The organism is Lactococcus taiwanensis (assembly GCF_014905395.1).
Taxonomy (GTDB): Bacteria; Bacillota; Bacilli; order Lactobacillales; family Streptococcaceae; genus Lactococcus; species Lactococcus taiwanensis.
Genome location: NZ_BNDT01000004.1, coordinates 62,623 through 88,414 on the forward strand (window position 1 = coordinate 62,623; position 25,792 = coordinate 88,414).

General features: G+C 39.6%; 27 protein-coding genes. 2 read left to right on the forward strand and 25 right to left on the reverse strand.

Features of this window, described 5'->3' with window-relative positions; genetic code table 11:
* Nucleotides 1-14 precede the first annotated feature (14 nt).
* Nucleotides 15-1,436: an NCS2 family permease gene (locus JKP71_RS05935; RefSeq protein ID WP_200407378.1), complete on the reverse strand. Its 1,422-nt coding sequence runs from the start codon at nucleotides 1,434-1,436 to the stop codon at nucleotides 15-17.
* 294 nt (nucleotides 1,437-1,730) lie between these two features.
* Between JKP71_RS05935 and JKP71_RS05940 the strand changes: the two genes are divergently transcribed.
* Nucleotides 1,731-2,579 (forward strand): Cof-type HAD-IIB family hydrolase, encoded by an 849-nt coding sequence (locus JKP71_RS05940; protein ID WP_075526200.1) that lies wholly within the window; start codon nucleotides 1,731-1,733, stop codon nucleotides 2,577-2,579.
* Between the two features lie 188 nt (nucleotides 2,580-2,767).
* On the opposite strand, the gene JKP71_RS05945 is transcribed toward JKP71_RS05940, so the two are convergent.
* The 3 genes from JKP71_RS05945 to JKP71_RS05955 all read right to left on the reverse strand — a co-directional run bounded on the left by JKP71_RS05945 (nucleotide 2,768) and on the right by JKP71_RS05955 (nucleotide 5,225).
* Nucleotides 2,768-3,484: a Bax inhibitor-1/YccA family protein gene (locus JKP71_RS05945; protein WP_200407379.1), complete on the reverse strand. Its 717-nt coding sequence runs from the start codon at nucleotides 3,482-3,484 to the stop codon at nucleotides 2,768-2,770.
* 107 nt (nucleotides 3,485-3,591) lie between these two features.
* Nucleotides 3,592-4,506 carry a diacylglycerol/lipid kinase family protein gene (locus JKP71_RS05950; RefSeq protein ID WP_200407380.1) on the reverse strand — a complete coding sequence of 305 codons (915 nt, stop codon included), beginning with the start codon at nucleotides 4,504-4,506 and terminating at the stop codon, nucleotides 3,592-3,594.
* A 206-nt stretch (nucleotides 4,507-4,712) separates the two neighbouring features.
* A complete protein-coding gene (locus JKP71_RS05955) occupies nucleotides 4,713-5,225 on the reverse strand; it encodes an HD domain-containing protein (protein WP_075526202.1) in 513 nt (170 codons plus the stop codon).
* Between the two features lie 330 nt (nucleotides 5,226-5,555).
* On the opposite strand from JKP71_RS05955, the gene rpsT reads away from it, so the two are divergent.
* Complete coding sequence (gene rpsT, locus JKP71_RS05960; protein ID WP_075526203.1) at nucleotides 5,556-5,789, forward strand: 30S ribosomal protein S20; 234 nt, start codon at nucleotides 5,556-5,558, stop codon at nucleotides 5,787-5,789.
* Nucleotides 5,790-5,854: 65 nt separating this feature from the next.
* Here the strand turns inward: rpsT and recD2 are convergent, their stop codons facing one another.
* The 21 genes from recD2 to JKP71_RS06065 all read right to left on the reverse strand — a co-directional run bounded on the left by recD2 (nucleotide 5,855) and on the right by JKP71_RS06065 (nucleotide 25,706).
* Nucleotides 5,855-8,347 (reverse strand): SF1B family DNA helicase RecD2, encoded by a 2,493-nt coding sequence (gene recD2 / locus JKP71_RS05965; protein ID WP_200407381.1) that lies wholly within the window; start codon nucleotides 8,345-8,347, stop codon nucleotides 5,855-5,857.
* Nucleotides 8,344-8,937, reverse strand: a complete 594-nt coding sequence (locus JKP71_RS05970; protein ID WP_200407382.1) for a histidine phosphatase family protein — start codon at nucleotides 8,935-8,937, stop codon at nucleotides 8,344-8,346. The genes recD2 and JKP71_RS05970 overlap by 4 nt, the downstream gene beginning before the upstream one ends.
* Before the next feature lie 3 nt (nucleotides 8,938-8,940).
* Complete coding sequence (gene pheA, locus JKP71_RS05975; protein ID WP_200407383.1) at nucleotides 8,941-9,780, reverse strand: prephenate dehydratase; 840 nt, start codon at nucleotides 9,778-9,780, stop codon at nucleotides 8,941-8,943.
* The gene (locus JKP71_RS05980) at nucleotides 9,781-10,269 is read right to left on the reverse strand and encodes a shikimate kinase (RefSeq protein ID WP_200407384.1); all 489 of its coding nucleotides are present in this window, start codon (nucleotides 10,267-10,269) and stop codon (nucleotides 9,781-9,783) included.
* A gap of 23 nt (nucleotides 10,270-10,292) precedes the next feature.
* Nucleotides 10,293-11,588, reverse strand: a complete 1,296-nt coding sequence (gene aroA / locus JKP71_RS05985; protein WP_200407385.1) for a 3-phosphoshikimate 1-carboxyvinyltransferase — start codon at nucleotides 11,586-11,588, stop codon at nucleotides 10,293-10,295.
* Between the two features lie 87 nt (nucleotides 11,589-11,675).
* Complete coding sequence (locus JKP71_RS05990; protein ID WP_200407386.1) at nucleotides 11,676-12,743, reverse strand: prephenate dehydrogenase; 1,068 nt, start codon at nucleotides 12,741-12,743, stop codon at nucleotides 11,676-11,678.
* 4 nt (nucleotides 12,744-12,747) lie between these two features.
* Nucleotides 12,748-13,623 (reverse strand): sensor histidine kinase, encoded by an 876-nt coding sequence (locus JKP71_RS05995; RefSeq protein ID WP_075526210.1) that lies wholly within the window; start codon nucleotides 13,621-13,623, stop codon nucleotides 12,748-12,750.
* On the reverse strand, nucleotides 13,610-14,281 hold the full coding sequence (locus tag JKP71_RS06000; protein ID WP_200407387.1) for a response regulator transcription factor: 672 nt from the start codon (nucleotides 14,279-14,281) through the stop codon (nucleotides 13,610-13,612). Before JKP71_RS06000 ends, JKP71_RS05995 begins: the two co-directional genes overlap by 14 nt.
* Nucleotides 14,282-14,284: 3 nt before the next feature.
* Entirely contained in the window at nucleotides 14,285-15,349 is a 1,065-nt protein-coding gene (locus tag JKP71_RS06005) for a VanZ family protein (RefSeq protein WP_200407388.1), read from the reverse strand.
* A gap of 220 nt (nucleotides 15,350-15,569) precedes the next feature.
* On the reverse strand, nucleotides 15,570-17,567 hold the full coding sequence (locus JKP71_RS06010; RefSeq protein WP_200407389.1) for an FtsX-like permease family protein: 1,998 nt from the start codon (nucleotides 17,565-17,567) through the stop codon (nucleotides 15,570-15,572).
* Nucleotides 17,560-18,339, reverse strand: a complete 780-nt coding sequence (locus JKP71_RS06015) for an ABC transporter ATP-binding protein (RefSeq protein WP_200407390.1) — start codon at nucleotides 18,337-18,339, stop codon at nucleotides 17,560-17,562. Before JKP71_RS06015 ends, JKP71_RS06010 begins: the two co-directional genes overlap by 8 nt.
* Nucleotides 18,340-18,352: 13 nt before the next feature.
* The gene (locus tag JKP71_RS06020) at nucleotides 18,353-18,496 is read right to left on the reverse strand and encodes a hypothetical protein (protein WP_196756733.1); all 144 of its coding nucleotides are present in this window, start codon (nucleotides 18,494-18,496) and stop codon (nucleotides 18,353-18,355) included.
* 81 nt (nucleotides 18,497-18,577) lie between these two features.
* Nucleotides 18,578-18,940, reverse strand: coding sequence for a YxeA family protein (locus tag JKP71_RS06025; RefSeq protein WP_200407391.1), 363 nt, complete (start codon nucleotides 18,938-18,940; stop codon nucleotides 18,578-18,580).
* A gap of 183 nt (nucleotides 18,941-19,123) precedes the next feature.
* On the reverse strand, nucleotides 19,124-20,290 hold the full coding sequence (gene aroC, locus JKP71_RS06030) for a chorismate synthase (RefSeq protein ID WP_200407392.1): 1,167 nt from the start codon (nucleotides 20,288-20,290) through the stop codon (nucleotides 19,124-19,126).
* A 38-nt stretch (nucleotides 20,291-20,328) separates the two neighbouring features.
* A complete protein-coding gene (locus JKP71_RS06035; RefSeq protein ID WP_200407393.1) occupies nucleotides 20,329-20,931 on the reverse strand; it encodes an HAD-IA family hydrolase in 603 nt (200 codons plus the stop codon).
* 1 nt (nucleotide 20,932) lies between these two features.
* Nucleotides 20,933-21,532, reverse strand: a complete 600-nt coding sequence (locus JKP71_RS06040) for a DUF1054 domain-containing protein (protein ID WP_200407394.1) — start codon at nucleotides 21,530-21,532, stop codon at nucleotides 20,933-20,935.
* Complete coding sequence (locus JKP71_RS06045; protein ID WP_075526219.1) at nucleotides 21,510-21,983, reverse strand: NUDIX hydrolase; 474 nt, start codon at nucleotides 21,981-21,983, stop codon at nucleotides 21,510-21,512. Before JKP71_RS06045 ends, JKP71_RS06040 begins: the two co-directional genes overlap by 23 nt.
* Nucleotides 21,984-21,999: 16 nt before the next feature.
* Complete coding sequence (locus tag JKP71_RS06050) at nucleotides 22,000-22,923, reverse strand: DMT family transporter (protein ID WP_200407395.1); 924 nt, start codon at nucleotides 22,921-22,923, stop codon at nucleotides 22,000-22,002.
* Nucleotides 22,924-23,020: 97 nt separating this feature from the next.
* Entirely contained in the window at nucleotides 23,021-24,091 is a 1,071-nt protein-coding gene (gene aroB, locus JKP71_RS06055) for a 3-dehydroquinate synthase (protein WP_200407396.1), read from the reverse strand.
* Nucleotides 24,075-24,953 carry a shikimate dehydrogenase gene (gene aroE / locus JKP71_RS06060; RefSeq protein ID WP_200407397.1) on the reverse strand — a complete coding sequence of 293 codons (879 nt, stop codon included), beginning with the start codon at nucleotides 24,951-24,953 and terminating at the stop codon, nucleotides 24,075-24,077. Before aroE ends, aroB begins: the two co-directional genes overlap by 17 nt.
* Before the next feature lie 96 nt (nucleotides 24,954-25,049).
* Nucleotides 25,050-25,706, reverse strand: coding sequence for a VTT domain-containing protein (locus JKP71_RS06065; RefSeq protein ID WP_200407398.1), 657 nt, complete (start codon nucleotides 25,704-25,706; stop codon nucleotides 25,050-25,052).
* Between the last annotated feature and the right edge of the window lie 86 nt (nucleotides 25,707-25,792).

Genomic DNA, 25,792 nt, shown 5'->3' on the forward strand with positions numbered 1-25,792 from the left:
ATAAGTTTTTGAGGTTATAAAACAGCAAGTACGGCGAAATTAATAATAAACAATATCGCAACCACCCAAATAACAGGTTTGACTTCTTTTACTTTACCCGTAAAGAGTTTTACAAAGATGTAAGTAATGAATCCTGCTGCAATCCCGTAGGAAATTGAGTAAGCAAGTCCCATAAATACTGAGGCAAAGAAAGCAGGAATCGCTTCAGTCAAATCACCCCATTTAATTTCTTTAAATGATCCAAGCATCATCATCCCAACAATAATCAAGATTGGTGCCGTTGCTTGTGTTGGAACAATTGCAAGTAGTGGTAAGAATAAACTTGAGATAGCAAACATAATCGCTGTTACAACAGAGGCAAGACCAGTACGTCCTCCTGCTCCGATACCGGCTGCAGATTCAACATAAACGGTTGTGTTTGATGTTCCGAAAATGGCTCCGATTGGAGTAGCAATCATATCAGCAAACAAAGCTTTATCCATTTTAGAAGAGAAACCATGGCTTGTTTCCATATCTTTCAGATCTTCATCCGTAAAGATTCCTGTTGCACGTCCTGTTCCAATGAAGGTACCAATTGGATCAAAAACAGAGGTCAATGAAAAGGCAAGGATAGTCATCAATACTTCTATATAACGTGAAGAATCGGAAAAGAGTGTTCCAAAACCTTTAGGACCAAAAGCAGCTCCAAATGTTGTTCCCATCTGATTTATCGCTGTACCCAAGTTGTTTTCTGCAAACAAAGTGTGAACATCTACTTTAACTACACCAGTAAGAAGAGCTAATATCGTCGTAATCAAAATAGACAGTAAAATTCCCGCTTTCCACTTCCGGATAACAAAGAACATGGTAACGACTATACCAACTAAGGCAATAAGAACAGCCGGATCATTGAAAGTCACAAGCTCTGGTACAATTGAGGAATTAGCAGTAATTGTTCCATGATTGTTCACGTAAGTCCCTGGATCTGCAAGAAAACGGAGCAAACCAGCATTTTTAATTCCGATATAGGCGATGAAGATCCCAATCCCACCACCAATTGCGTGCTGGAGACTTTCTGGAATACCTAGGATAATGGCCTTCCGAATGGAAGTAAAAGTGATAATAATATTGATCACACCACAGATGAAGACCATCGCCAATGCTTCTTGCCAGGTATAACCCAGAGAAAGGACAACGGTATAGGCAAAGAAGGCATTTAACCCCATACCTGGAGCGAGCGCATAAGGGACGTTCGCAATTAGCGCAATGGCCAATGTCCCAACAATTGAAGCTAAAATTGTCGCCAAGAATACTGCTTGGACAGGCATACCCGTTGTACTTAACACTTGTGGGTTGACAAAGAGGATGTAGCTCATGGCAAAGAAGGTTGTCACCCCAGCCATTATCTCACGGCCAACTGTAGTGCCGTTTTCTTCAAGTTTAAAGAACTTGTTCACAAATAATTTCTCCTTTTTAGGGGTAAGATTTTACCCCTTTTGATAAAAAGTTGGACATCGTTCAACAACATCCGTCATAAAATTTAAAAAGATTATATTATTATTCTAATCAGTTTTAGTTAAGGAAACAAGATTTAACTCAGTCTTTTTCTCAAAAAAGTGCTCATCGTTCGGAAATATCGAACTTGTTTTAGGATTCAGTGGTTATTGTTCGCTGTATTTTAAGAAGGACTGAGGTATCCAAGTATGTTATAATAGTTAAATTGAGAGAATACGATATGAAAGGGCGTTTCGATGAAAAATGTTAAGGAAAGAAAACTTATTGCTATAGACCTTGATGGGACAACTTTACAATCAGACGGACGGACAATAAGTCGGTATACAAAATATGTTTTTAAACGAGTAGAAGCTTTAGGTCATATTATTTGCATTACAACGGGTAGACCTTTTCGGATGTCGCTTGAGGTTTATCGCGAACTGGAATTAAAAAGCCCAGTCATTAACTTTAATGGAGCACTCATTTCCATGCCCAATGATCGTAACTGGCCTTATACCAAAGCTCATTATATTGACCGCTCCTTTATCTTTGATCTTTTGCGTCACCAACAAAATTTCAATCTTAATTTTTTCGCGGTTGAATACCGTAGAAAATTTTTCTTAAACACCTTCAAAAATGTTGAACCCCAGCTTTTTGGTGTGGAACGTTTTCAACCCTATAACCGTCTAAGGGCTGACCGAGTAACTGATAACCCACATGCAGTTCTGCTTTCAACACGACAAAAAGATAAACTGGCGCTTGCTGCTGAAATGAAACGGCATTATAATGGCAAGATTGATGTCGGAGTTTGGGGTGGCCCGAACGGTATTCTTGAAGTTGTCCCTAAAGGAATCAGCAAAGCATCTGGCCTGAAATATTTACTCAAAATTTTAGATATTTCAGTGGAAAACCTGATTGCTTTTGGTGATGAACATAATGATATCGAAATGTTCAAACTCGCCCCCAATGCTTTTGCCATGAAAAATGCTTCAGCTCGCTTAACACCATATGCCACCGAAATTTTACCATGGACGAATGATGAGGATGGAGTGGCACGCCAACTCGAAAAACTCTTCCTCATGCCAGAACAAAACACTCCTCTATGAGACTCAAACATCACTTCAGGCTTCATCTTCAAAAGAACTGACCTTCTTGTCAGTTCTTTTTTCTAGTCATGTGAACGGGTCTACCCACTAGCAAACAAGAAACATGACTCACTAGTAACTTCCCTCTCTTAAAAGGCCCCTTTTCATAGCATTAAAAAAACCTAAGCATTTGCTCAGGTTTCTTATTTTTAATCACGATTGTTTCCACCTGCAATACCGAAAATGCGAAGTAAGAAAAGGAACATATTGAGGAAGTCAAGGTAGAGAGCCAAGGCCATAGAGATAGCCCAACCATCACTCACTTGTCCATTATTATGATTGTAGACTTGGGTAATTTTTTGATTATCCCAAGCAATTAAACCAGCGAAAATCACTACCCCAGCAATGCTCGTCACGAACATTAAAGCAGTCCCACCAACAAAAATGTTGAGTATCATAGCAACGATAATCCCCCAAACAGCAACTCCCAGAGCTTTACCCATTGCAGAGAGGTTACGTTTTGTTAGACGTCCATAGAGCGAAAGGCCAAAGAACATAGCCGCCGCTGTAACAAAAGCTAAAGTAATACTTGTTGCTGTGTACATAAGCAAAGTAAAGCTAATCAAAAATCCCATAAATGCTGCATAACCGATAAAGATGGGTAGTGCCATTTTAGAATTCTTCATCGCTAAGCTTTGCAACGAAACAACCATCACAAGCGGGATAATCCAAAGCACTAAAAAGAATAAGCTTCCACTTTGGAGAATTGCAGTCATGTTATCTAGAAAAAATGTTATCATTATCCAAGAAACCAGCGCAGAAACGAGCACTCCTACTCCCATCAGCGCATAAATCTTGCTGAAAAAGGCGTTCAAGCCATCTCTTTGTTGGTCAAAGATAATATCGTTATCATTCATATTTTGCATTAAATTTGGCCTCCTATTTTTAATTTAATTCTAAGTTTATTCTATCAAAAAATCGTCGCCTTGTCATCCGACTTAAGGCTGATTTTTCCCTCAACTCAAAACGCAACTCATACTTCTTTTGGGGTGATGGTCGTTAAGGTTTTGTGATAAACCTTGATTTCAAGTGGAAGTGGGTCACTTTTGTCTCCATCAATTCGTGAATAAGGGATATCTTTCTTACGCTGTGAGCGTGTCGCCATCTTCAAATGTGCGGTGTCAAAATGATTCATTTCTGTGAAATTTTCAAATTGACCTTTTCTTAACTTACGGAGATGTAAGAGAATCTTTAAAAGATTAATTTCTTTCAAAGAATAAACACGCATGAGTCCATCATCAACTTTAGCTTCAGGCGAGAGGGCTTGCATCCCACCAATCGTGTTTGTCATGGTGATCAGTAATAATTTTGTCTTAAGATGCTCTGTCTTACCATTATATGTGACCTCAATATGATACGTTTTATTATAACGCAAAACTTTATAGGCATCTTTGAGATAAGCTAATGGTCCAAATTTTTTCTTTTCAGACGTCCGAACATTTGCTGCGATATCAGCAAGTATTCCTAAAGTCAGACTTGACATCATATAGTCTTCATTCACTTTTGCAATATCAATCTTCCGAACTTCCCCCTCTTTTAGATTTTCAAGGGCTTCTTCTAATTTTTGCGGAATCTGAAGAGATTTGGACAAATTATTTACTGTACCATTGGGAACAATTCCAAGCAGACTCTTGCCTCCTCCTTCGAAAACACCACCGCAAATTTTATTGATGGTACCGTCCCCTCCTAAGGCTATAACCAAATTTGTTTCTTCTTCACTGGCTTTTTTAGCCAGTGCCACTGCCTCTTTAGGACTCTCTGGATTGACAAATTCAAGTTCAAATTCTTTATTATCATCACGTTCAAAGAAGTCTTTAATAGTTTGCAATACTTTTTCTTGATCATTATTTCCTGACTTTTTATTGTAGAAAACTTTTACTTTTTTCATACGAGACTCCTTACATTTGACACCTTTTTTCCTAAAAATAATGCCAGCTCTTCCTTCTATATTATAACATAGCCTCTAAAAAATACACTTTCGCCTGTTTTTGACTTCTTTTTTATCCTTCATAAGTTACTGACAGCAGGGTCAGTAAAATAAAAAGAGCCTATCAATAACTGACAAGCTCCTCTAATATACATTTTTAAAAAATTTTAATCCAAGCTGAAAGAAGGTAAACGTTTGAAATGTTTACGTTTGTTCCATTTGTATTTAAGATTGGCTGACCCTTCTAAGGTTGCCACATATTTATCTACTGCTGTCACAATCCAACTTTCTTTATAGCGTGGCGGATTGATTGTTGCACCGAACATATGTTTGATAATGATATCTTTTTCAAGCTCTGACAAAGTGGTCAGCTTGCGCGCATTACGGTAGGCGATATGCGGGTGGACATAAGCATGACTTTTAGCAAATTTTGTTTCGCGCCAGTCATAGTAGAAAAGGTCGTGCAAAAGACCTGCTCTCGCTGTCGCTTTAGCATTAAGGCCTCGTTTTTTTGCAATAACATAGCTCACATAGCTTACTCTCAAGCAGTGTTGCAAGCGGGTTGAAGTGTAGTGATGTGTGATTTCATCAAGTTTTTTTAGTTCATCCATTTCCAATAGATGACCTACATAACTCATATATTCTGCATCGTTGAACCACGGTTTTTCATCTAAATTCATGATTCGATTATAACACTAAATTTCCTATTGTCAATACAATATGCCCTTTTTTTTAATTAAAATTTTCTTTTATAACCCTTAGTTTGTTAAATTAAACTCTTATGATTACTCCCCCCCTAGCCTAAAAGTTGATTTCCCATATTTATTTGTTTATTATTTTCAAGGTCATTTCCCACTATTTTTTCAAAAAAATAGACCAGTAATAGTTTACAAAAAAGTATTTTTCCTGTATAATTGATAGGTATTAGAAAAATCTTGGAGGGTGTAGTGTGCCCACCTGGGACATTAAATCAACCACTTTTCTATGAAAAGTAATAAAGGAGATAAAAAATGGCTAACATCAAATCTGCAATCAAACGTGCTGAATTGAATAAAATCGCAAACGAACGTAACGCTCAACAAAAATCTGCAATGCGTACTGCTATCAAAAAATTTGAAGTAGCACCTTCAGAAGAGCTTTTCAAAGTTGCATCTTCATCAATCGATAAAGCTGCATCAAAAGGCCTTATTCATGCTAACAAAGCTGCACGTGATAAATCACGTCTTGCTGCTAAACTTGGCTAATTAAAATTTCTGTCAGCTCTGACAGATTTTTTTTTTACAAAAAAACCTTCCTTTGGAAGGCTTTTTTATTTAAAAATAGCGACATCTTGTGCAGTCAAGCCAATAAGTGGATCAATACTACCGGCTAAAATGGCGCGTTCGCTTAAGCCCTCCGTAGGATTTGCAACCTCATTTTCATCTTCGAAGAGCGAAATTTCTTGAGTGTCACTGATGGGATCATCAGTACGTTTTTGCGTAAAAGTTTGTGCGCCAGTTATGCTAGAGTCCTTTTGGAGGTCAGCAGACAAATCAGCCTCTTTATCCATTAATTCGGTAGTGATTGGTTGGCTTGACTTCTCAGAAATTTCAGTGAAGCGTTCAATCAAATAGGTTTGACGATTAGCACCTTCACGTGCAACAGCTTGTGCAAAAGCTTGTTGTTCCCCAAGTAAAATTAAACTCTGTTTAGCCCTAGTGACGGCAGTATAGAGAAGATTACGTTCCAACATTCTTGAATAGGAACGAACCATCGGTACAATTACTGTAGAAAATTCTGAGCCTTGGGATTTATGAATGGACATGGCGTAAGCCAAAGTAATTTTGTACCATTCTGCACGAGGATAGGACAATTCTTGCCCGTCAAAATCCATGACAAGCTCATCTTGTTTACTTTCTGTGTATTTAGCTGGGATCAACTCAGTGATCTTACCCAAATCTCCATTGAAAACATTGGCCTGCGCGTCGTTGACAAGATGTAATACTTTATCTCCTTCACGAAAATGCAATTCTCCAAGGTTAAACTCTAAGCGTTCTTCTAAAGGATTAAAAAGATTTTGCAAGAGGACATTCATCGCGTTGATTCCCGCCAACCCTTTATACATCGGAGCTAAGACTTGTAACTCAAAAGGATCATTCCCTTTTTTTTGCCAAGCTGAAGCGATTTGCTCGACCATTTTTGGTACAAGATTGGCTCCAACTTCAAAGTAAGATCGATCTGTTTTTTTCATTGTAAAGTCAGTGGGCAAATGACCATCTTTGATGTGATGTGCTAAGTCGGTGATGGTCGAATCATCCCCTTGTCGAAAAATTTTATCCAACTTAATTGAGGGGAGAGCTTCGATTTTCAACAAATCTGCAAAAACTTGCCCAGGACCTACTGAAGGAAGCTGATCACTATCCCCTACTAACAAGACCTTCATCGAACCCGGTATCGCTTGAAAAAGTTTATGAGCAAGCCACGTATCGACCATTGAAAATTCATCTACAATCAATAAAGCACCAGATAATTCATTTCCCATTGCTTCTTCTGACTCATCCTGTCCTAAGCCAAGATGACGGTGAATAGTCGCAGCGGGTAAGCCTGTTAATTCATTCATGCGCCGAGAGGCTCGCCCTGTTGGTGCTGCTAACAATATCGGAAAAATATCATCATTGTAGTGCATCGGATCTAGATCAAGCTGATGAACACGGGCGTAAGTTTCAATGAACCCATTAATAATTGTCGTTTTACCTGTACCGGGGCCTCCTGTGAGGATGAAAAATTGCTCATTCATTGCGCCTAGGATAGCTTGCTTCTGCAAGGAATCATACGTTATTCCGAGGTCCTTTTCAACCTCTGACACCACAGTCAGTAATTTTTCTTCTGAGACTTGGTCCCCTTGCCGTCTTGTCAGCGCCGTCAAAGATTGACGGATGCCATCTTCGGCAAAGTAAAGGGAATTTTCAAAAATTTTGGTTCCCTCTTGTTGTACCTTCCCATCAATAATTAATTCATTAATCGCCTCAGCAACCTTTACCGGATCGACCTCCCGATTTCTCGATTCTTCAAGCAATTCGACCGTTTGTTCCAATAAATTTTTGGCTTCGATATAAGTATCACCAGTCGTTGCTGAGTGAGTATTTACGATGTGTATAAGTGCTGCGCGAAAACGGTTTGCACTATCTGCTTCAATGCCTAGCCGTTTTGCAATGCCATCTGCTGTTTTGAAGCCCACCCCTTTAACATCTTCTACCAGTTGATAGGGGTTTTCTTCAATCGTCACTAGTGTTTTATCCTTGTAAAGCTCGTAAATTTGGAAAGTTACTTTACTAGGCAGACCATACTCGGCGAGTTTTGCCAAGATTTTTTCCATGCCATGATTTTCTCGTAATCGTTTCACAAATGAGTTTTTGCGTGCTAAAGACAAGATACCATCCAATTGCTCAGGCGCTTCTAAAATCTGATCCACAGTATTTTCTGGGAAAGTTTCAACGATTTTCTCAGCTGTTTTTCTACCAATACCAGGAAATTTATCTGAAGAAAAATACTTGATAAGGCCAGCTCCAGAAGTGGGGAGGGCTTTTTCGTACTGACTGACCTGTAATTGTTCACCATATTTTGGATGTTGAGTCAACTGACCATAAAAGGTGTAGGCATCTCCTTCTACCACATCACCGATAGTACCATTTACCACAATTTCAAGGTCATCGTAGTTTGCATTTGTTTCTTCAATTTCTACTAGTAAGACTTTGTAAAAATTACTTGGATTAGAAAAAAAGATTGCCTCGATTGTCCCCGTCACATAAGTTTTTTCGGTCATAACTTTTCATCCCAAACTTTTAATTCAAAACCATGCGCCACATTTTCTAAAATGGTTATTGTATTATTGGCGAGTCCCCCCACAGCCCGAAGTTCGGAAATGCTATAACCTGCTAAATGGCGCATTCCTGCTGTACCAGATGCCCCGTGTCCTACAAGTAAAACATTTTCAGCATCAGATTGGAGAAGCTCCTCAGCGAGTGAATCAAAACGTCTCAAAACCGACGCAACAGATTCTGCTCCAAAAGCAGATCCATCAAACTGGTCCAGCTGAAATCGTGAATCATGCATTGCTTTAGGATATTTGGCGATAGCATCTTGAATATACCAGCCTTCCAACTCGCCAAAATTCCACTCTGACAAACGTTGATCAGAGCTGACAGGAGCATCAGTTAACAAATGAGCCGTCGTCAATGCGCGAGGTTGAGGGCTAGATAAAACTTGATCAAATTTGATGACAGACAGATGTTTACGGACACGTGCTATCGCTTCATAAGACTCTGGCAATAATGGTGAATCTCCTTTTTGTCCCTGTAAACGTCGTGCCAAGTTCCACTCCGTCCTACCATGTCGTACAAAATAAATTTTCACTTCTTACACCTCATCTACTGCATATACTAAATAATCCCCTAATACCCGTACTTGTACCCCTAAGGTCACAAGTTCTTCAATAGCAAAGGGGATTTTGGATCGATTTTCTTTATTATTGACGACATCAATCACAAAGAAATATTGTCCCAATTGTGTTTTCAAAGGACGTGATTCAATTTTTGTCATATCAATATCACGCCAGGCAAATACTGAAATTGCTTTATGTAAGGCCCCCGGTAAGTTATGGGGTAAAGTCAAAGCTAAACTGACTTTTTGGCCTTGCACAGGTAAATCAAATCTCTGCTTATCTTTTCCTAATAACCAAAATCTCGTAGTATTTTGTGCGCTATCTTGGATATTTTCAGCTAATATTTCTAAGTCAAACATCTCAGCTGCTTGATAATTAGCTACCGCAGCAATTGGTCGCTCTGGATGTTGCTGGACAAACTCTGCTGCTGCTGAAGTCGACGGCATCACCTGTACTTGGGCATAGGGGTAATGTGCGCGAAGATAGTTTCTTGTTTGAGCTAAGGCCTGCGGATGCGAATAAATCAGCTCAAGAGGTTGTTTCGAGGCGTGTCCCAATAAATTTTGAGAAATGGGTAGGGTAAACTCTCCCACTACATCTGCTTTAGAATCATGAAAAAGCTTATCAATACTCATAGTGACAGAGCCTTCTGTAGAGTTTTCAATAGGAATCAATGCAAAATCACAGCAGGCTTGCTCATATGCTTCAATAACTTCTATAATCGAATCATAGGCACACCGCTTATCCGTGGGGAAGGCGTATTCTGCAACAACTGAACAAAATGAGCCGCGCGGCCCCAAATAAGCTACTTTCATTTATTCATTCCTCCACTTATTTTGTATCTCAGCTACTATTTCTTCTGGGGACTTTTGGGCAACTTCAACCACTAAATCAGCAACCGCCTCATAATATTTTTGGCGTTGTTCAAACAAATCTTTTGCTTTAGTTTTATCTTGAGCTAAAGGTCGATTCGTCAGGTCATCATTGATAATTCTCTGCCAGAGTGTATCAAAATCTGAGGTTAAATAAACGACTTGTGAGTGGGCTGCCAAGGCTGTTCTATTTTTTTCATTTTCAACGATTCCACCACCAGTGGCGATAATCCAATCTTTTTCGATCACTTCTTGAAAAATTTCATTTTCCACTTTACGGAATTCTAGTTCGCTAAATTCTGCAAAAAAATCAGCGATAGGCATTCCAATACGTGATTCAATCAATTGATCTAAATCTACCACCTTTTTTCCTAAACGTTTAGCAATGGTAGATTTTCCAGCACCCATAAAACCTATTAAGATGATACTCATTTTAGCCTTTTCCTTTAGATTTCTTATTGTGACTTCTTCATCAAGTGATTCAGATCTTCAAAGAATTGAGGATAACTGGTTTTGATTGCTTCAGCGCGTTCCAATTCCATTTTCCCTTCTTCTACCAAGAGGGCTGCAATGGCTGCCATCATTCCGATACGATGGTCCCCCAAAGTATTGATGGCACGCTGAGGAGCATGTAACTTTGTTTTTCCCTCAATGATCATTCCATCATCAGTTGGCGTAATCTTTGCACCCATCGCATTTAATACATCAGCCACCACTGCAATACGATCCGTTTCTTTCACTTTTAACTCAGCAGCATCTCGAATAATCGTTTGCCCATTCGCTTGGGTAGCTAGTAAGGCAATGATAGGGAGCTCATCAATTAAGCGAGGAATCAAATCACCCGAAATCTCCGTTCCTTGGAGCCTGCTTGTATGCACAGTTACGGTGGCTGATTTTGCTGACTCATCAACTTCAGAAATTTCTAGCAGCCCTTGCATAGCTGTAATGACTTCCAAAATTCCTGTTCTCGTCTCATTAATCCCCACATTTTTTAAGGTTACCTTAGAATGTTCGACAATTAAAGCGGCAACCAACCAAAAAGCGGCCGAGCTGATATCTCCAGGCACTGTCACTTCCTGTCCCTTAAGCTCTTGCTGTCCTGGAATATAAATTGTTTTTCCTATGACTTTGATTTCTCCACCAAACTGAGCTAACATTTCTTCTGTGTGAGATCGGGTATGCTCTTTCTCAACAATTATTGAGTCCCCTTCAGCTTGTAATGCTGCAAAAATAAGCGCTGATTTTACTTGAGCAGAGGCTACTGGTAGAGTATACTCTATCTTCTGGAGAGGGGAGCGTCCTTGAATCGTCATTGGAAGTTTAACCCGTGACGTTTCCCCTGTAATGCTCGCCCCCATCAATCGCAATGGAATTGCCACACGATCCATCGGACGTTTAGATAAGCTATCATCCCCCAGTAGGGTAGTCTCAAAAGGCAAGCCAGCTAGGATACCTGATAATAGACGAGTTGATGTCCCAGAATTGCCCATGTCTAATGCTTTTTGGGGTTTCTTTAGTGCTTTAAAGCCTTGACCTAAAACACGTATATCCTGTCCGTCATCTTCAATTTGCACACCCATCGCTCTGAAAGCTTCTATCGTAGAATATACGTCTTCACCACGCAAAATATCATGAATCAGAGTTTCACCATGAGCAATTGCCCCAAACATAATACTCCGATGGGAAATTGATTTATCGCCAGGGACACTCAGCACCCCATTTAATCCTTTTGAATGTATTGTTAATTTCATTTTCTATCCTAAACGTTTTTAGTATTTATTATAACATAAAAGGGCGCTAAGCACCCTTACTGCTAATAGGTCCATCTTGTGAAGCGCTCACGCTCTGACTTCAAAATCTGTCGCTAACTGTATGATTTGATAAGCACGCTCCAAATCTGTTTCCGTTTTAAAGCTAATTTGAAGTTGCCCATGCGTATCTTCACGATTTTCCTCATTTATTTTAATATTTGTGATAGAAAAATCTTGGAGTAAGGCGAGAATACGCAGAACTACACCTTTTTCATCGGGGATAGCTACAAATAAATCATAAAAGTTCGGAATCGCTCCACGATGGATTTCCATGTTTTGTCGGATGGATTTGCCTTCGTCAAAAAAATGCTTCAACCCTTTTTCATCTTGTGCTTTTATTTTGACACTTAAAGCGTCCAATTGTTCTTTGAAGGTTTCTATTCGCTCTATAATAACATCTGGATTTGATAAAAGTATTCCTGTCCACATCGTGCTATCGGCTTCTGCAATTCGAGTCATGTCTCGAAAACCACCAGCCCCTAATTGTCTAACCAAGGGATGAGTTACGGCATATTCTTCTGCTTGAAGTACTAAACTCGAAGCGAGGATATGAGGAAAATGAGAAACCTGTCCCGTGACCTGATCGTGTTCTTTAGGATTAACGATAATGAACTTTGCTCCTAAACCTTTTAATAAATCTCGGAGTGCTACGTTTTCTTCCGTCAAGACATAATAGGCATTTTCAAAAAGATGCACATCCGCTGCTCTTACACCTGATTTATGTGAACCAGCCATTGGATGCCCTCCGACAAAAATTATTTTTTTGGACTCAAATAACTCTTGTGCGAGTTGAATTATCGACTGTTTAGTTGAACCTGTATCGGTAATTAAAACTTGCTCTTTTAGTTCAAGCTCGGCCAATTCACGCAGCGTCTCTAGGGTCGCTTCAAGGGGGAGGGCGATGAGGATGATATCAGCTTGTTCAGCTGAACAAAGGTTAGGTGCTGCATGATCAATAATCGTTTGCTCTAAAGCAATCGTTTGAACTTCTGGTCGATCATAGCCCCATATTTCATAGTGTGGATGTGCACGCTTAATGCCAAGGGCTATGGAGCCTCCAATTAAGCCCAAACCAATAATCAGTATTTTCTTCATCTTTTTATTCTTTCGTTATAGTAACAGTAGTTCCTTGACCAATGTCTGAATGGATAGTAATTTGAAATTCTAACTTATCTAAGATTAATTTTGATAAATAGAGGCCTAAGCCTGTTGATTTCTGCTGAATCCGACCATTAAAACCTGTAAAGCCATGTTCAAAAAGTCGGGGGATATCTTCTTTGAGAATACCGATACCCGTATCTCTAATCTCAAGTTTTCCTGGCTCTATCTGAATAAAAATCCCACCAGAGTTGGTATACTTGACCGCATTATTCAAAAGTTGTTCAATAGCTAATGTCAACCAACGTTGATCAGAGGTCACCACCCACTCTCCTTCAATGTTTAGGCTAAGCTCCTTTTGGATAAAAAAAGTGCTGTACTTTTTTATAAGTTCTCGCATAATGTCGGCCATACTTACCTTATCAAAGCGGAAATCCGTAGCTAAATTGTTAATACGTTGATATTCAAGCAACATCTTAAGGTAATTTTCAAGCGAAAAAACCTGATTTTTTAATTCTTTGGGATCCACTTCTGTTTGAGTCATCAGATCAATTGCGGAAAGTGGAATTTTCATTTGATGGGACCAAACACGGATAATATCTTCTAACTCTCGTTCTGCTAAGTTCTGCTGATCGAGTTTTTTTTGTAAGGTTTGATTATCTTGGACAACAGAACAAATGGCTTGTTGGACTCCTTTCCATCGAAAATAAGAAGAAATAAGATAGATAACAAAGATAATCAGAGCAAATAAACTACTGTTGAAAAATGCCATCATCGGTAAGCGCCAAAGCCAAAAATTGACGATATAGATTGCCAGCATGAGCAAAAACACACCAATTTGGGGGATTTTTGCTTTTAAAAATTTAAACCAAAGCATAGCCACATCCTCGTTTTGTCATAATGTGTTGATCAAAGCCAATTTCAGAAAGTTTTTTACGCAGGCGAGTCATTTTTACATTCAGCGTGTTCGTATCAATGAACTCATCTGTTTGCCAAAGCTCTTGCAATATTTTTTCTTTCGTAACGACTTGTCCATTTGCTCGAAAAAGTAAGGTTAAAATCTTGTTTTCAGAACTGGTCAACTCTACTTCTAACTGTTCGTTCTCCTCTTTTAAAATCAGTGTATTTTCAGTTAGAAAATAATCCGCAAACTCTAATTTTTCAGCACCAGCGAAGGCATAAGTTCTGCGAAGGAGGGCTTTAATTTTAGCAGTGAGAATTTCTAGGGAAAATGGTTTAGTGACAAAATCATCAGCCCCTTGATTCATTGCTGTAATTTGATTCATGTCATCCGAGGAAGAGGAAATAAAAATAATGGGGATTTGTGAAACTTTGCGAAGCTCATTTGTCCAATAAAAGCCACTGTAAAACGGAAGCCCGATATCCATCAAAACAAGATCAGCATTGAATTCCAAAATTTCCTGCTTTACCGCTCTAAAATTAGCCACACTCCGAACTTGGAATTCATTTTTTAGTGCGGAGGTGATGGCTTTGACGATAATTTGGTCATCTTCTACAATAAATATTTTTGCCATGATCTAGTCTTCCTTTCTTAGATTTATTTGTGAAATTATCTGTGTTCCACTAATACGTTCATACCAGAGTCTTCTTGTTTTTGAAAAACTTGCTACAAGTAAATCAAATAAAGGAAGAATCATCAGCGCAAGAAAAAGTAGAATGAGGAGGTAATTCTGTGCTAACTGCTCATGCGGAATCGTTCCTGAACGTTCCAAAAAATACCCTTCTAAGCCAACCGGTATAAAACTAACACAAAACAAAATTTGTCTTATCAAAACTCGAAAACGATTTTTTCCATCAATCTTAATTTTGAGCACCATTTGTCCTAGGGTCGCTTTGAAAAGAATTGGGATGAGAAGGAGAAGGACTGCTTGTGCCACATAAGGTTGAGGTAAAAATATTCCAACAATCGAGATGAGAAAAACGTCCACCAATAATGCCGTAAAGCGTCTCAAAAGACTGACTCTAGAAGAAGGAAAATAGGTTGCTTCTAAATCGGGCAAAAAGCGGCTAAAGAGGACAGCAAAACCAAAGCCAACCAAGCTCCCTAACGTATTAATCATTAAATCGTCAACATCAAATAAGCGATAAGGACGCGGGTAAAGACCGAGCAAAGCTGAACGTTGCAATAACTCAAAGGATAATGTCAAAAGAAAGCTTAATATCAAGGTTTGTTTGAATGTTCTTTTAAATAAATAGCGAAGATAAAGCCCAAATGGGAGCGTCAGTAATAAATTAAAAAAGGGCTGAATAAACGTGAAGTTTTTAAGTCCTGCAAGCCATGTTGAAGGATCATCCCATCTAAATGGACTATATAACATAAACTGTTTGACAAACTCGAAAGGGATTAAATTTTGCTTAGGCCCCGTCATCTGCGCTACTTCTTCTACGGGCGGAAGCGGAAAAATCGTCATGGCATAGGCGCAAATAAGATATAAAACGAAAGAAAAATTAACAAAAAAGCGCCAAGAATTGACGTGACCATAGCGTCGATACTGGATAATCAGATAAGGGATAAGGGCAAGTAATAAAAAAACAAAAAAAAGGAGTACTCCAATTTGGATGGAGTGAAGATAGATAGACATGGGTTCCTCTCATGTAAGCTAATTAGAATCTAAGACCCACAACCAAATAAAAAAATTTTCTGGAAAGGTGGTCTTTTGTTACTATCATTATAACAAAAACTCGTCCCTTCCTCCTTTTTCTACTTTCATAAAAGCAAACAAAAAACTGACAGAACTGTCAGAGCTTACGTCAATTGTTTTAACAACTTTTCGATAAGTTCAGTGGTCCGTCAGTTAATTTTTAGCGTTCAACGATATGATAATAAACACGACTCGTTGCTTTGTAAATCAGATAGTAGATTGCTGCTAACAAGGCAATCGTTGCAAGTCCAATCATGAAAATCAAACTGCGATTAGTAATCCCAAAGAGCATGACTATTTTTTCAATCATCAGATAAGCCCCAGCATAGTGCAAAATCGTAATTACAAGTGGGAGGAAGAAAATCATACGTACTTGCGATTTAATTGTTTTTTGAACTTCATCCTTAGATAGTCCAACTTCTTGTAAAATCTTGAACGAGCGTTTATCTTGTGCTCCTTCAGAGAGCTGCTTATAGTAGATAATTAAAGCTGCACCAAGAATAAAGCTCATTCCCAAAACGAAACCAACAAAGACAAATCCGCCAATTTGTGCGCGTTGATCTTGTAAAGCTTCACTCCGGTAAGAAAGACTCAGATTATTATCAGCTCCAAACGTTTGTTTGAAAGCCTTATTCATTGCTTTTTTATCCGCAGCAGGGAGATCAAAAAGTGTTAAAGTCATCGGCGATTGGCTATAACCTTGATCTTTATTAATCACATTGTTATAGTTATCCAAAGCCTTTTCTAAGGCTTGGTTATTTGCAAAAATAATCATCATTGAGTTGGTCAAGCTCACATCTTCTGGAAAGTTCTTCACATCTTTTAGAATATCTTTAACTTGATAATCTTTGCCATACCAGTGAACTGTCTTTAACCCAGTAGCTAATGAGCCATCTTTACTGGCTGACGAGCCTGTCAGTAAAATTTCTTGATCGTCCAAAGCTGGTAAGTCTTTATTTCCGATTGCATCCAAACTATCGCGCGTGGTCAACGTCACTGTATAATTATTTTTATCAATCATACTTCCCAATTCATTTGAAGTGATGAATTGATCGTTGGAGGAAGCTTTACGTTGCGCAGACAAACTGGACGCCATATAAATGCTTGATAAGTGACTAATTTTGATCCCATGATCTGTAGCCATTTTTTGTGTCGTTTGACGCAATTGATCTGGCGTTTCTTTGGTATCAACTGAGAAAATTTGCGCTTCACGAGGGTACTGGGTCTGTACGACATTTTCCGTACCAATGAAAACTCCCAAACTCACCACAACCGTCACAATCGTCATGGAAAGTAAAATAGTAATATTTCCCAATCCAACTGCATTGGCTTTCATGCGATAAAGCATTGAGCTTGTGGTAATAAAATTATGGGGTTTGTAATAACTGGCTCTTTTTTTCTTTCGTTTGAGATACCAGACAGTAAAACTTACATAGAAGAAATAAGTTCCAAAGATAACCAGCAAGACAGCAATGAAGAAATTAGTCAGAGCAGAAATCGGATTATCCACACTCAAGGCGATATAGTATCCAATCGCAAGAAGAATCACAGCAAGCCCTGCTAAAAAGATATTGGCTTTAGGTTCCTTTTCACCTTTGGACTCTTCACGGAGTAAGTCAAGGCTTGAAGAACGCCAAATGATCCACATCCCAATAAACATTAAAATAATGAAAAAGATGAGATAAAGGGCAGCCACCAATAAAATAGAACTAGGATTGATTTCGAGATTGAAATAATTTCCCCCAATCATATTAACAAAAATAAGATAAAGGAATTTAGAAAAGGCAATCCCACAGATGGATCCCACAACGACTGTAATCAAATAACTCAATAACAATTCGAGAAAGGCGACACCTGCGATCCGTGTTTTGCCAAAACCGAGTATATCGTAAAGCCCAAATTCACGAGAACGTTGAAGTTGTAAGAAACGATAACTATAAATTAATATCAAGACTGAAAAGATTGCGAGTACAACTAAAGCAAAACTCATCACTTCAGAGAGTGCAGCACCGCCGCGAAGTTTATCGATAGAAGGCGAGAGTGCGATAGATGCTGTGACAAAAATCATCACAAACATCGTGATACAAGCCATTAAAAAAGGAGCAAAACTTTTAAAGCCCTTTTTCAGATTTCTTGTGGCAAGCTTGAAACTAAGCATTTGCCGTCACCTCCTCATCATCTTGCGCACCAAGAAATGCGGTCATAGAGAGTGTAATTTCTTTGGCAAATTCTGTAGAAGATTTGTCCCCTCGATAAAGCTGATGATAAAGCACACCATCTTTGATGAATAACACGCGTTTGGCATGGCTAGCTGCTAGGCTAGAGTGAGTTACCATAATAATGGTTTGACCAGCATCGTTGATTTCTTCAAAAAGATTGAGTAAGTCTTCTGAATTTTTATAGTCGAGCGCAGCAGTTGGCTCATCTGCAAGAATTAAGTCCGGTTGGCTAATTAATGCACGCGCTACGGCAACCCGTTGCTTTTGTCCCCCTGAGAGCTCAAACGGTTGTTTGTCCAACAAATTTTCAATATTTAATTTTGGGGCAAGTTGGGCCAATCGTTCTTTCATAAGCTTGACATTAGCTTTAGAAAGCACTAGCGGTAGATAGATATTATCCCGAACGCTCAATGTATCTAATAAGTTAAAGTCTTGAAAGACAAAGCCCAAGTGGTCTCTGCGAAAGGCAGAGATTTCTTTATCTTTAATAGCTGTTATGTCTTCTTGGTTCAATAAGACTTGACCTGAGGTAGGTTTCTCAAGTGTCGAGAGAATATTTAGAAGTGTGGTTTTCCCTGAACCAGATTCACCCATAATAGCGATGTATTCCCCCTCTTCGACCCCAAAATCGATATCGACAAGCGCAGTCGTTTCTTCTTTTGAAAATCGTGTTTTAAAAATTTTTTTGAGATGTTTAACTTCGAGTAACATAAATCTTCCTTTTCTAGTTGTGCGTTTCTTTCATATCTTCAAGTTTCATTAGGCGTTTCTTAACGGCTCTCATCGTATAAAGTAAGCAGCCTCCCATTAGTGAAGCAAGAATGATGGTAAGGGTCATCAAAGCGATGTTAATTTGCAAAAATGTCATGAGGGTTCCTCCTATTTTCGGATTTAAGTCTTACGGAAAGTTCTGATTTACTGACCGCTTGGTCAGTAACTGATGAAGACTTTAGGGATTTTGAGCGGTAATCTTGGCGAGTGCTTTTTCTGGTACGTCAGCTTTTTTTACTTCTTCCCAGCTTGTCACGCCTTTACGGTTATTGTAGGTGATTTCTAAATAAGCTTGGTGGCGCAAATTATGTGTGGCAGTAAAATCTAAGTGCTTTGCTTTACCTGCTTTTTGATAAGCAACGGTTTTATATTCATAATCAGTATAGCTTTTTCCGCTATCATCTTTAGATTTTACTTTCTCACCATCTTGAGTAACCTGCATATAGTAGTTTTCACCACCATAGCTTATATGATACCAAGTATAAGCTCCTCCTACAACGACAAGCAATAATGCAACTAAACCAATTAAAATTTTCTTCATGTTATTTTCCTTTATCCTTTTTGTTGATAAATTCATTTTAACAAGAAAGACAATAATTAAAACTTACAAATTCGTAAGTTATTTTTTTAAAGCCAAACATTTGAGTCGCTAAAAAACGAGTAAACAAAAAACCTCTTTGCGTCCAAGAGGTTTTGAAAAGTTTTTTTACTTTTATTTTATCGTTTAATAAGCTTGTAGATGTTTTTTATAGCGCTGTAAGTCTTCTTTTAGTTTAGAAAAAGAGTCCGCATTGAACTGTTGACAGAGTTCCTGAGCAAGCACTGTGGCGATCACATTCTCCATCACCACACCCGCAGCAGGAAGTGCTGTAGGATCAGAGCGTTCGACACTCGCTTTATAAGGTTTATGCGTTTCCTTATCAACAGACATCAAAGGTTTATAAAGGGTTGGAATGGGTTTCATCACCCCCCGGATGATCAATTGTTCCCCGTTCGTCATTCCCCCTTCAAAACCACCTAACTGATTAGTCGAGCGCGCATAGCCTTGCTCTTTAGACCAAACGATTTCATCCATGACCTGACTGCCGGGACGTTTTCCAGCTTCAAACCCTAAACCAAATTCTACTCCCTTAAAGGCATTAATCGATACGACAGCTCCCGCGATTTTGGCATCTAATTTTCGGTCATATTGAACATAAGAGCCTAGACCAGCGGGGACGCCTTCTACCCGAGTCTCAATGATACCACCAATGGTATCGCCCGCCTTTTTGATCTGATCAATATAAGTGCGCAACTCCTCCGCTTGACGCTCATCATAGATAGATAAGTCGCTGGCACCAGCCTTTTCTCGGATTTCTGACACGCTCAGCTGACTCGGACTATCAATTGGTTTTCCCCCAAAGTTGACAATATGATTAGCAACTTCGATACCAAGTTCGTGCAACAGTTTTTTGGCTACAGCCCCAACCGCTACACGCATCGTTGTTTCCCGAGCGGAAGAGCGCTCTAATACATTGCGCAAATCTTCAAAATCGTACTTCATCCCCCCTACAAGATCTGCATGACCAGGACGTGGTTTTGTGAGACGACGCTGAGATTTGATTTTATCCTCTACATCTTCTACTGCCATAATTTTTTCCCAATTTTTGAAATCGCGGTTTACCACGCTCAAAGTGATAGGGCTTCCCATCGTTAAACCATGACGCACACCAGAGGTGATTTCGACTTGGTCTGACTCTATTTTCATTCTTCCACCACGCCCGTAGCCACCTTGGCGGCGTTTGAGTTCGTAATTAATATCAGCTGCAGTGAGGGGTAAGCCTGCAGGGATTCCCTCAATAATGGCTGTCAGTTTTGGTCCGTGTGACTCTCCTGCTGTAAAATAGCGCATAGTTGTTCCTCCAATAGTTGATTTAGTCTTCGCCTATTTTAAAGTTTTTTTTCTTCAAAAAGGGAAATGATGTCCGTAAGTTTGTCGATTTTTTGCGATGTTTTGGCTTCTAAGAAATTGATGGATTGAATTCCGCTGTTCATTGCGACTTCTACATCTAGCTTGCGATCTCCAATATAATATGTTGCTTTAGGATCTAAAGCGTATTTATTCAATAAATAATGAATTCCTGCCGGATGAGGTTTGCGTTCAAATCCATTTTGACTAGTGATGACTTCTGTAAAATAATTTAAGATATCAAGTGCTTCTAGTAATACATAAGCATTTTGTCCTTTATGGGTATAGATAAAATTACGAATGTGGCGTCCTTGAGCCCATTCAAGCACTTCCCTTGCTCCTGGCATTAGGTTGACTTCCTTATTAAGCATCACACAAGCCTGATTGAATTCATCCTTGAGTAGGCCTTCATCAACAGGTTGAGCTTTCAGTAGCTCATTGACCGAACGCTCCTTAATAAATCGATAAATTTCTTCACGCTCAAAAGGCAAATCATGTTTTTCAAAGGTGGTTTCAAGCGCTTTTATAAAAACGCCATAAGAATCAATCAATGTCCCATCTAAATCCCAAATAAAAGTCACCATTTTAGACCTCCATCAATTGTTGATAAATTGGCATAAGTTGTTTGAGAGTGGCCATCATTTCTGAAAAGATGACCTCACTAGATTGGTTTTCGAAACGCTCAGCAGGCCATACCCTTCCAAGTTCGAATTCAGCTTTTTTAACTTTTCCTAGACGTTCTACTGCTGCTGACCAGTCTGTCAGCGGGAAGAATTCAGCTTTCGTGTGATCTTTAGAGAGCACAAAGTCTTTTGGGACAATATTTCTAAGGGAAGGCTCCGCCAAAAGCTCAGCATAGCGCTGTTGATTTTTAGGCTGATCAATAATAGACAGATAGAGAAAGACATAATCTTGCCAGATACCCAGTTGAAAATGAACTTCCATTTTATAACCACGAGGCTTCGTTGAAAGAGCACACCAGGTATTTTCGGGTGCATTTGTCGTACGACGCAAGTGCTTTGCAATGTGCAAGTAAAAATTTTCCGATGGAAAGTTTACTGACAGCTCTGTCAGTAACTTATTTCCTAATTGAGCAAACTCCGGTTGGATTATTGAGCGAATAGCTGCCATACGAGGTGTCAATCCCGCGATTTCAAAAACTTCAAATGATTTTTTTGTGAACATAGTTATTGTTGTAATCCTCAATCACTTTTAAGTGGTTCTTATTAAAGAGTGTAACATCTAAGTGCGCTAAATCAATCCAGCGCAACTCAAGTGTTTCCTCATCCGTGTAGGTCAAGTCTACTTCCGCTCCAGCATCGCAGACAAACCAATGTTCGATAGGTTGTGCTTGATCGCCGTTGGGATAGACAAAGTCAGACCAAGTATAGGTGCCAAATTTTTCAATATTGAGCAGTTGTTTTAGACCTGTTTCTTCATAGATTTCACGGCGAAGTGTTTCTTCAAAATCCTCACCCAACTCCATACAGCCGCCGATAAATCCCCAAAGATTGGAGTCCCCGCGACGATTCATTAAAACTTTACCTTCTTTATTTCGAATGATTCCTACCGAAAAATTTAAAAAAACAGTTTCGTGACCAACTTTTGAGCGTAACCATTTGATATAATCTGCCATCTTTTCCTCCTCGTTTTTATAAAAATTTGATAAATACTATCCCTACTAACATGACCAATACCCCAATAATTTGCCAAATTTGAATCCGATAGCGGCTTGAGCGCCACCAACCAAATTGTTGGACCAACATACTCCCAAGAATTTGTCCGATTAGACCCATCATGATTGTCAAACCAGCACCAATTTGGGGAACGGCTAATACAGTAGCAAAAACAAACATCGCGCCCAAAAATCCGCCAATTCCATTCCAAACTTTAGCATTTTTGAGGTCATTCCTACGAGGCAAACGACGATCGACTACTAAAGAGACAATAAAAATAGCTAAAAAACCAATGAAAAATGAGACAAAAGCAGCCTGTGCTGAATTATGCAATAAAACACCCAGTCGGCCATTGATAGCCTGTTGCGCAGCTGACATCGCTCCAACCGTGATTGCCCAGAGGCGCCACCCCAGTAAGTTTGCTGTCTTTTTGGCTTGATCCTTTTCCTTTAAACTTGGCAAAACCACGGCAATTATCACACCCAATAAAGTAATCACAATCCCCACTGCTCTAATGAGCGAAAGTGGCAAATGCATGGCTCCGAACCAGCCGAAATTGTCGATTAAACTTCCCATTAAAATTTGTCCAAGAATCGGTAAAATAACAGTCTGTACTGCACCTAAACGTGGAAAGAGGAGAACATTAGAGGTAAGAAAAATCCCACCAAGCAGCCCCCCGAGCCAAATCCAAGCCGGATGCGAGCTGACAAATCCCCAACTAGGAAAAAGGGTTTGGGTCGTCACAAGCGTGATGACTCCTAAAAAGACCGAACCCACAAAATTTGAAATTCCTGATGCCAAAAAAGGGGAGCCCACGATACGTCGTAAATCAGCATTGATCGGATTTTGATTGGCTAATAAGAAGCCTCCAAGCAAAGCAAAACCTAGATAAAGATACATTGTTTTTCTCCTTTAGAATTATTTTAGCAACTCCAATGAGTTGGGAGTTTTTCAATGCTACCACATTTTATAAACGAGATTGGCGCTTACCAATCACTTATTTTTTGAGATAAGTTTTCATCTCCTCAAGCGCTATCTCATTAACTTTTGCTTGACCAATTTCAGGGACAATGATCATCTTGATTCGTTTTCCTCTTGCCTTTTTATCATGGGTTAACGCTGCATATAAGGCAGTCTCGTCCCAGGGTTCATAAGTCGTAGGAAGACCAAATTTTTGAACCATCTGCTGGATTTGTAAAGTAATCCCTTCTGGCATCAACCCTTTTTCTTCTGCGACTTGACTGATTTGTACCATGCCGATTGCGACGGCTTCGCCGTGCATGACCTTTCCATAGCCAGCTGTCGCTTCGATCGCGTGACCAATGGTATGCCCAAAGTTCAGATAAAGACGCACGCCATTATCTAATTCATCATCCACTACTACTTTGCGTTTAACTTCGCAAGAGCGTGCAATGATTTCATCAATATGCTGCCACTTTTTCAATAAATCTTCTGCTGACAGGTCTGTCAGCAATTCCCAAAGGGTCTTGTCAGCAATGAGGGCACATTTTATGACTTCTCCCATTCCTTCTCGCAATTCCCGATCTCCTAAGGTTTTTAAAACATTAGGATCAATCAAAACACCGTCAGGTTGAGCAAATGTACCAATCATATTTTTAGCCATGCGTGAATTAATCCCTGTTTTTCCGCCAATCGAGCTATCTACTTGTGCCGTTAAACTCGTAGGAATTTGCAGAAAATGAATACCGCGCATATAAGTTGAAGCTACAAAAGCGGCTAAATCACCTGTCACACCCCCACCCAATGCAAGAATTCCATCTGACCTTGTTAAGCCAAAGTGAGCACAAAAATCCCAAGCTTGTTCAGCCGTAGTGAGATTTTTGCTGGCCTCACCTGCCGGAAATTCAAAGAGGGCCACCTCAAAGCCAACGTTTGATAAGGCATTAAGAACCTTTTGACTGTAGAGTGCACTGACCTTGTCGTCCGAAATAAGCACGATTTTTTGTGGTTGCCACTGGGCTGCTACCCACTGTCCTACTTGGTCAAGTGCCCCCTTTTCAACCCAAACCTCATACGGCTGATGAGGTAAATTAACCTTTATTCTCATTTTCAATCTCCCTTAACAAAGCTTCTTTAACTTGCGAAGTGGGCATCACTTTTCCAGTCCATAAGCGAAAGCTCTCCGCTGCTTGACCAATTAACATGCCCAAACCATTTTCTGTCTGCGCCCCTTGCCGTTTGGCCCACTTTAAAAACGGCGTCTCTTTAACTTTATAGATGATATCAATAACTAACGTACTTGAAAGAATTCGTACCTCTTCATCCAGCGGCATTCCAACTCCATCCATGCCCACAGAAGTCGCATTGACTAAGAGAGCTGATTCATCCAGTAGACTTTGCAAGCGAAAGCGTTCTGACAGACTAATCAGCTCAATCCTTATACCAGTATGTACTGACAGTGTTGTCAGTCGGTGCTGCAAGGGCTCAAAGGAAGCTGACGGACGAGCTAGGACGTTAATTTTTTTAGCTCCCAATAACGCTGCTTGTGCAATAATCGCAATTGCGGCACCACCGCCACCAATAATCGTCAAGATTTCCCCCCTCATCTGAAAATCATAGGGCTTGAGGCTCTCAAAAAAACCACGGCCATCTGTATTATAAGCCACTAACTTTCCTTGGCTGTTGACAATTGTATTGGCAGCACCAATCAAGCGCACTTCCTCGCTCTGCTCATCCACAAAATCAAGGACAGCGCTCTTAAAGGGCATTGAGAGGTTGATGCCATACATGTCCAAATTACGCACATTTGCAACACATTCGGCGAGATGCTCCGCCGGAATTTCCCAGGCCAAATACACTCCATTTTCTTCTGTCCAATCAAACGTAAAGTTATGAATAAAAGGAGATAAGCTGTGCTTAATGGGATTAGCGACCACAGCAGCCATCCGTGTATGTCCATTTATTTTCATTAAAAGTGCTCCCAACATTTACTGACCAAGCTGTCAGCTAATTTTTGAATAAAAAAAGAGGACTGACAGATTCGTAAGTCCTATTTTATCATAAAATTATGAAGCCTTGCGCCCTGCGAGTATGCGTTTTAATACCCCGATGAGTGCGGGAAGCAAGGAAACCACGACAATAGCAATCATAATGATTTCAAAATGCTGCTTCACAAAAGGAATACCGCCAAAGAGATAGCCTGCCCCTAGAGCGACAATTACCCAAGCAAAACCTCCTAAAAAGTTAAAGAATACAAATTTTTTGTGCGACATTTTTCCTGCTCCAGCAGTAAAAGGAACAACCGTCCGGATGATCGGCATGAACCTCCCTAAAAATATCGCCCACGCACCCCATTTATCAAAGAAATGATGTGCCTCTTTCATATATTCTGGCTTCAAAAACCGCGATAACGTTTTATGTTTGGGGATAACATCTCCAAACCGTCGTCCAATCTCATAGTTGAGCAAATTAGCAATAAAAGCAGTTAGACCCATTGAAAGAATTAACAAGCCCAAAGAAAGTTTCCCATTGGACATTGCGGCAAGCGAACCCACAAAGAACAAAATCGAATCACCAGGTAAAAAGGGGAAAATGACTAGACCTGTTTCTATGAAAATAATGGCGCCAAGAACCAGATAAATCCAAATATGACCATTCGGCATCTGTGCAAAATTAGCCATCCATTCATTAAAAAATCCAAAAATCGAAAGTTGTATAAACATAATGTTCCTTTTCAATCTCAGCTGACCCTATTCAAGAACGGCTGAGCATCTTTTTTACTTGTTTTAAGCATATACAAGCACTCGTA

Coding starts and splice junctions, on each gene's coding strand:
- JKP71_RS05940 (WP_075526200.1), top strand. CDS start 1,731: ATGAAAAATGTTAAGGAAAGAAAACTTATTGCTATAGACCTTGATGGG.
- JKP71_RS05945 (WP_200407379.1), bottom strand. CDS start 3,484: ATGCAAAATATGAATGATAACGATATTATCTTTGACCAACAAAGAGAT.
- JKP71_RS05950 (WP_200407380.1), bottom strand. CDS start 4,506: ATGAAAAAAGTAAAAGTTTTCTACAATAAAAAGTCAGGAAATAATGAT.
- JKP71_RS05955 (WP_075526202.1), bottom strand. CDS start 5,225: ATGAATTTAGATGAAAAACCGTGGTTCAACGATGCAGAATATATGAGT.
- rpsT (WP_075526203.1), top strand. CDS start 5,556: ATGGCTAACATCAAATCTGCAATCAAACGTGCTGAATTGAATAAAATC.
- recD2 (WP_200407381.1), bottom strand. CDS start 8,347: ATGACCGAAAAAACTTATGTGACGGGGACAATCGAGGCAATCTTTTTT.
- pheA (WP_200407383.1), bottom strand. CDS start 9,780: ATGAAAGTAGCTTATTTGGGGCCGCGCGGCTCATTTTGTTCAGTTGTT.
- JKP71_RS05980 (WP_200407384.1), bottom strand. CDS start 10,269: ATGAGTATCATCTTAATAGGTTTTATGGGTGCTGGAAAATCTACCATT.
- aroA (WP_200407385.1), bottom strand. CDS start 11,588: ATGAAATTAACAATACATTCAAAAGGATTAAATGGGGTGCTGAGTGTC.
- JKP71_RS05990 (WP_200407386.1), bottom strand. CDS start 12,743: ATGAAGAAAATACTGATTATTGGTTTGGGCTTAATTGGAGGCTCCATA.
- JKP71_RS05995 (WP_075526210.1), bottom strand. CDS start 13,623: ATGCTTTGGTTTAAATTTTTAAAAGCAAAAATCCCCCAAATTGGTGTG.
- JKP71_RS06000 (WP_200407387.1), bottom strand. CDS start 14,281: ATGGCAAAAATATTTATTGTAGAAGATGACCAAATTATCGTCAAAGCC.
- JKP71_RS06005 (WP_200407388.1), bottom strand. CDS start 15,349: ATGTCTATCTATCTTCACTCCATCCAAATTGGAGTACTCCTTTTTTTT.
- JKP71_RS06010 (WP_200407389.1), bottom strand. CDS start 17,567: ATGCTTAGTTTCAAGCTTGCCACAAGAAATCTGAAAAAGGGCTTTAAA.
- JKP71_RS06015 (WP_200407390.1), bottom strand. CDS start 18,339: ATGTTACTCGAAGTTAAACATCTCAAAAAAATTTTTAAAACACGATTT.
- JKP71_RS06020 (WP_196756733.1), bottom strand. CDS start 18,496: ATGACATTTTTGCAAATTAACATCGCTTTGATGACCCTTACCATCATT.
- JKP71_RS06025 (WP_200407391.1), bottom strand. CDS start 18,940: ATGAAGAAAATTTTAATTGGTTTAGTTGCATTATTGCTTGTCGTTGTA.
- aroC (WP_200407392.1), bottom strand. CDS start 20,290: ATGCGCTATTTTACAGCAGGAGAGTCACACGGACCAAAACTGACAGCC.
- JKP71_RS06035 (WP_200407393.1), bottom strand. CDS start 20,931: ATGGTGACTTTTATTTGGGATTTAGATGGGACATTGATTGATTCTTAT.
- JKP71_RS06040 (WP_200407394.1), bottom strand. CDS start 21,532: ATGTTCACAAAAAAATCATTTGAAGTTTTTGAAATCGCGGGATTGACA.
- JKP71_RS06045 (WP_075526219.1), bottom strand. CDS start 21,983: ATGGCAGATTATATCAAATGGTTACGCTCAAAAGTTGGTCACGAAACT.
- JKP71_RS06050 (WP_200407395.1), bottom strand. CDS start 22,923: ATGTATCTTTATCTAGGTTTTGCTTTGCTTGGAGGCTTCTTATTAGCC.
- aroB (WP_200407396.1), bottom strand. CDS start 24,091: ATGAGAATAAAGGTTAATTTACCTCATCAGCCGTATGAGGTTTGGGTT.
- aroE (WP_200407397.1), bottom strand. CDS start 24,953: ATGAAAATAAATGGACATACACGGATGGCTGCTGTGGTCGCTAATCCC.
- JKP71_RS06065 (WP_200407398.1), bottom strand. CDS start 25,706: ATGTTTATACAACTTTCGATTTTTGGATTTTTTAATGAATGGATGGCT.